Annotated in this window: 1 protein-coding gene and 1 pseudogene; both read right to left on the bottom strand. The window is 70.0% G+C overall.

Translation table 11 applies throughout. The features are described 5' to 3' along the window. Positions 1-278, bottom strand: a pseudogene (locus AC1VAN_RS22120) (iron ABC transporter permease); the annotation flags it as partial. Then, the gene (locus AC1VAN_RS22115; protein WP_442252059.1) at positions 179-1,225 is read right to left on the bottom strand and encodes a heme/hemin ABC transporter substrate-binding protein; all 1,047 of its coding nucleotides are present in this window, start codon (positions 1,223-1,225) and stop codon (positions 179-181) included. The gene AC1VAN_RS22115 and the pseudogene AC1VAN_RS22120, both read right to left, overlap by 100 nt. Positions 1,226-1,293: the final 68 nt, after the last annotated feature.

The following is a 1,293-nucleotide window of genomic DNA, read 5'->3' as shown; positions in this document are numbered from 1 at the left end:
CGGCTGCTGACCGATTGCGGATCCAGCAGGCCCAGCTTCACCGCCAGCGCCTGCATCACTTCCAGCGGTGGCAAGCGCAGCGGCCCCACGGCGAACGACGCCAGCACCGCGCCCAGCAGCGCGAGCAGCGCAATCAACAACATCGTCCGCCCGCGACGGCGGCGTCGATCCGCAGGGCTCATGCCTTCGGCAGCGCCGCCAGCGCCTGCGCCAGGGCCAATGCACCCGCACCGGAACCGATGCTGGCGTACTTCAGCTGCGCATCCGGCATCACCCAGACCCGGTTGGCCTGTCCGGCCGGGGTCTGCTTCAGCGTCGGGTACGCCTTCCACAGGCCTTCAGCGCCACCGAACAGCTGCAGGTCGTGCTCGGTCACCAGGATCACGTCCGGTGCCGCCGCGACCACGCCTTCGTTGCTCAGCTGCGAATAGTTGGCCACGCCGGCCTCGGTGCCGATGTTCAGGCCGCCGGCCAGGGCGATCAGCTTGGCCGATGCGCTGTCGGCACCGGCCACGGTGGGCGAGCCGCCCGCTCCCGTCGCCGACACATGGATCACCCGCGGCGCATGCGCCAGGCCCTTGCCGATCGCGGCGGCCTCATCCAGCTGGCGCTGCACCTGCGTGGCCAGGGTCTGCCCTGCGTCGGCCACGCCGAGCACGGCGGCGATCTTGCGCACCTTGTCCGGCGCCGGCTGCAGGTCATCGATCACCACTGCAGGCTCGCCCACTTCGCGCAGCTTCTTTGCCAGTTCGGTGTGGCGACGCAGGCTGTTGCCGATGAACAGCGACCCCTGCAGGCTGAGAACCCCCTCCACGCCGGTCGTGCGGTTGAACAGGAACTGGTGCGGTGCGGCCAGGCCTGCCTCGGTGGTGGTGTTGGTCGGCGCGGCGAACACCTGCTTGCCCAGGCCCAGCGCCTCGATCACCGCGATGATGTCGTCACCGCCGGCAATGATCCGGCTGCTGTCATCCACCTCCACATCGGCGCCATCGTCGGAGTGCACCTTGCTCGGCAGCACCGCCTGCTGCCCCGGCAGTGTCGGCACATCGTTGCCTGCCACCCGCTGCCAACCTGCGGGAAGTGCTCCCGCCTTGGCGGTGGCGGCCGCCGGTGCTGCTGCGTCTGGGTTGCCGGCAGACGGCGGCGCTTTGTCGCCACAGGCGGCCAGCACCAATGAAACGGCAATCGGGAGCGCGCACTGGCGCAGGCGGGAAGCGATGTTCATGCAGATTCTCCTTGCTGGCAGGGCGGCGGGGTGYCGCCCTGCCCTGTGGCTTACGGCTGGCGCAGGCT

This window comes from Stenotrophomonas sp. 05L44_2 (assembly GCF_056665995.1).
Note: the sequence above shows the minus strand (reverse complement) of the source record. Positions and strands in the feature narration are given on the sequence as shown.

Coding starts and splice junctions, on each gene's coding strand:
- AC1VAN_RS22115 (WP_442252059.1), bottom strand. CDS start 1,225: ATGAACATCGCTTCCCGCCTGCGCCAGTGCGCGCTCCCGATTGCCGTT.